Source organism: Bifidobacterium sp. UBA6881, assembly GCA_002451435.1.
Lineage (GTDB): Bacteria > Actinomycetota > Actinomycetes > Actinomycetales > Bifidobacteriaceae > Bifidobacterium.
In genome coordinates, this window is sequence record DKCF01000102.1 from 1 (window position 1) to 3,971 (window position 3,971).

Consider the following 3,971-nt stretch of genomic DNA (forward strand, 5'->3'; position numbering starts at 1 on the left):
ACGCCGGCGTCCACCAGTCGCGGATCCGTCAGATCGTCCACCGCCACTTCGACGCTGCCGTGCACCTGCGGTTCGGCGTACATGGCCGGTACCACGTCCACGCGCGATGCGGAGGCCTCCATCTGCGCCGCATCCGGGTCGATGTCCGATTCGCCCTGCGCATGCTCGAAGATCTGCGTCACGTCGATCAGATCGACGACCTGCTTGCCGAGTCGCGAAGTCGCCATCTGCTTCAATTCCAACGTGTTGCGCACCGGTGGCACATCGGCGATCAATTCACGCGCGGCCTTCACATGGAACTTCTGCTTGGTGGAGCGCGCACGCGCGCCACGGGTCAGCCACGCCAATTCCTTGCGCGCCAGATTGCGGCGCTTCGTCTCGCGCACGTCGGCTTGGCGGTCGCGTTCCACACGCTGCAGCATATACGCGGAATAACCGCCTTCGAACGGGTCGATCGCACCGTCGTGCACTTCCCACATCGACTCGCACACCTCGTCGAGGAACCAACGGTCGTGGGTGACGAGCAGCAATGCGCCCTGCCCCGCCGGCCAGCGGTTCTTCAGGTGCTCGGCGAGCCAGTGGATCGTCACCACGTCCAAGTGGTTCGTCGGCTCGTCGAGCGCGAGGATGTCCCAATCCTTGAGCAGCAGACGCGCCAAATCCGCGCGGCGGCGCTGGCCGCCCGACAGCGAGCCGATCTTCGCATCTAGGCTGATGCCGCCCAGCAGCGCCTCCACGATCTCGCGCGACTTCGTTTCCGCAGCCCATTCGTAATCCTCACGGCCTTCCAGCGCGGCCTCGCGCACGGTGGCGTTATCGTCGAGCGGATCGCGCTGGTCGAGCATGCCGAACGTCAGGCCGTTGCGCATGGTCACGCGGCCGGAATCCGGCTCCTGCGTGCCGCGGAACAAATGCAGCAACGTGGATTTGCCATCGCCGTTCTTGCCGACGATGCCGATGCGGTCGCCCTCGAAGACGCCCTGCGTCACGTCGGTGAAGATGTTCTTGGTCGCGAAAGCAAGCGAAACGTGTTCAAGTCCCAAATCATAAGTCGGCATAACTCACCAATGTAGCGGCACGACGGAACACTGCCGCCTATGCATATGTGCGTATGCGCGTGGCGCTGCGCAGAGCCGCGCGGGCGCTTGGCGCGATCCGAACCACAGAGCACGCCGCACAAGGTTCCGTAGGCGGTTTTTCGCTTCCGTAGGCGGTTGTCCTCGGATACCACGTAAGAAAAAGGCCTGAATAAGGCCCTTTCGCAACCCCGATTCGCTACCCAACCACCTACGGAACCAAGAAACCCCCTACGGAAGGCGTTCGAAAGTAGTTTCACGCAGGATTATCGGAAATTATCCAAAATTTGCAGCGACCCAGACAAACCTGACATTCGTTATCCCTACGTTATCTCTTATCTCTGCAGCGACTGGGCGTAGGAGTTGCAGCGCGCCGCGAAACCGGAGAACACCTGGTCGGCAAGCGGCTGCAATTGCGGATTGCATCGGGCGAAATCGTCGCGCAGCTGCGATTTGGAACCACCCGCGGCCTTGAGGTCCTTGACCATGCTCGGCTCGTCAAGCCATTCCTCCAGCAGCGTCGGCGTGACCTCCAGATGGAATTGCAGGCCCAACGCGGAACCGAACCGGAACGCCTGGTTCTTGGTCTTCTCGCTTCTCGCAAGCGGATACGCGCCATCCGGCAACGTCACCACGTCGTTATGCCAGTGCAGCACGTCAAGCGTTTTGTTCCACATCGAAAAGTAATCATGGCGGTCGATGCGCTTGATCGGCGCGAATCCGATTTCCGGACCGTCGCCCTTCTTCAGTTTCGCGCCCAGCGCGGTGGCGATGATCTGATGCCCGAGGCACACGCCGAGCAGCGGCTTGCCGACGCTCACCGCGGCGCGCGCCAGCTTCGCCTCGACCTTCAATCCGGGATACTTGTCGGTGTCGAGGGCACCCATCGGCCCGCCCATGATCACCACGCCGGCGACGTCTTCGAATTCAGGCAGATCCGGCTTCTTCTCCTTCGATATGTTCATCACCTGGTACGCAAGGCCCAAATCGTCCAAGCTGTCCAGAATGCGTCCCGGCTTCTCCCACGGAACGTGCTGCAAAATCAACACCTGCGATTGCTTCATGCCCCTATTGTTACTCATTCTCGTAAACGACGTTCACCATTCCGACAAAAACGATGATTTCCATGATGTTCCACGCACCGTTTCATTCATTGGCCGGCACACCTCCTATGTCCGATTCTGGCAATATTCTCATGGGTATGACAAACACGCAGAAACCGCAGAATACCAACACTTCCGGAACCTCCGCGGTGGCCAAGGCCGCCGCAGGACTGAAGCTGTACGACACCGCCTCGCACACGGTGTCGAATTTCACGCCGATCAAACCCGGCCAGGTCGGTATCTACGTGTGTGGCGCCACCGTGCAGAGCTCGCCGCACATCGGCCACATCCGCGCGGCCGTCGCCTTCGATGTGGTGCGCCGTTGGTTCGAGCGTCTGGGATACAAGGTCACGTTCGTGCGCAACGTCACCGACATCGACGACAAAATCCTCGACAAGGCGGCGGCCGCGGGCCAGCAGTGGTGGGAGCGCGCCTACATCTACGAGCGCGAGTTCACCGAGGCGTACAACACGCTCGGCGTCGAACCGCCGACATACGAGCCGCGCGCGACCGGCCACATGATCGACATGATCGACCTCATCCAGAAGATCATCGACAACGGGCACGGCTACGTGGTGTACGACGAGGACGGCAAGCCGACCGGCAATGTGTACTTCGACGTGGCCTCCTGGCCGCACTACGGCGAGCTGACGCATCAGAAACAGACCACCGAAGTGGACGCCGCCGCCGAAGTCGCCGATGCGATGGGCCCGTCCGTCGACAGCGCCGGCAACGACAAATACAATCCGGTCGACCCCGCCGACATGTCCCCCGACAAGCACGACCCGCGCGATTTCGCGTTGTGGAAGGCACCGAAGAGCACCGACCCGCTCGACGCGCGCTGGAACACCCCCTTCGGCACGGGACGCCCGGGCTGGCATATCGAATGCTCCGCGATGAGCCACCGTTACCTGAAGGATATGTTCGACATCCACGGCGGCGGACTCGACCTTCGTTTCCCGCACCACGAGAACGAGATGGCGCAGACGCGCGCCGCCGGTTACGAATCGGCCGCGCGCTGGATGCATTCCGCATGGGTCACCGCGAAGGGCGAGAAGATGTCGAAGTCGCTCGGCAACGGCCTGTCCGTGCCCGCGGTGCTCGCCGAGAATTCCGCTTGGGTGGTGCGCTACGCACTCGGTTCCGTGCAGTACCGTTCGATGCTGGAATGGTCCGACCAGACGCTCGCCGAGGCGAAATCCGCGTATGACCGCGTGGCGAACTTCATCGAGCGCGCCGGCGCCGCAGTCGGCGAACAGCCTTCCCATGAGGAGATCGCTTCGATTTCCGCCGATGCGCTTCCGGCCGACTTCATCGCCGCGATGAACGACGACATCAACGTCTCCGGCGCATCCGCCGCGATCTTCACCGCGATCCGTTCCGGCAACACCCTGCTGTCGAAGCTCGCCGACCGCGCGGACTCCGATGCGGCCAAGGCCGAGGTGCGCGAGGTGCTGGTCAACGTGCGCGCGATGCTCGACACCTTGGGACTCGACCCGCTGGCCGAACCGTGGGTGAACGGTGGTGCCGCCGGCGGCGCGGCCGGTTCCGACGCGGACTCCGCGGAGCATGAGGCACTCGACAAGCTCGTTTCCGAGCAGCTGACGGAACGTGCCGAAGCCCGCAAGTCCAAGGACTTCGCCAAGGCCGACGCGATCCGCGACGCGCTCAACGCCGCGGGAATCGCCATCGAAGACGGCCCACAGGGCTCCACCTGGTCGCTGAAATGATGCTGAAGCGCGTCCGCACCGATACGCTGCGATAGACGTTCCCGCAAATGGGTGTCTTTTCG

3 protein-coding genes are annotated in these 3,971 nt (G+C 62.6%); 1 reads left to right on the forward strand and 2 read right to left on the reverse strand.

Translation table 11 applies throughout. From position 1 onward, the window contains the following. Positions 1 to 1,058: ABC-F family ATP-binding cassette domain-containing protein (locus B3C64_RS07700; protein ID WP_291534888.1), on the reverse strand; the 1,058-nt coding region annotated here is incomplete at its 3' end. 353 nt (positions 1,059 to 1,411) lie between these two features. Then, on the reverse strand, positions 1,412 to 2,140 hold the full coding sequence (locus B3C64_RS07705) for a type 1 glutamine amidotransferase (protein WP_291534889.1): 729 nt from the start codon (positions 2,138 to 2,140) through the stop codon (positions 1,412 to 1,414). Positions 2,141 to 2,277: 137 nt separating this feature from the next. On the opposite strand from B3C64_RS07705, the gene cysS reads away from it, so the two are divergent. Continuing rightward, positions 2,278 to 3,909 (forward strand): cysteine--tRNA ligase, encoded by a 1,632-nt coding sequence (gene cysS / locus B3C64_RS07710; RefSeq protein ID WP_291534890.1) that lies wholly within the window; start codon positions 2,278 to 2,280, stop codon positions 3,907 to 3,909. Positions 3,910 to 3,971: the final 62 nt, after the last annotated feature.

Excerpts from the sequence above, each read along its gene's own strand:
- B3C64_RS07705 (WP_291534889.1), bottom strand. The coding sequence starts at position 2,140 with ATGAAGCAATCGCAGGTGTTGATTTTGCAGCACGTTCCGTGGGAGAAG.
- cysS (WP_291534890.1), top strand. The coding sequence starts at position 2,278 with ATGACAAACACGCAGAAACCGCAGAATACCAACACTTCCGGAACCTCC.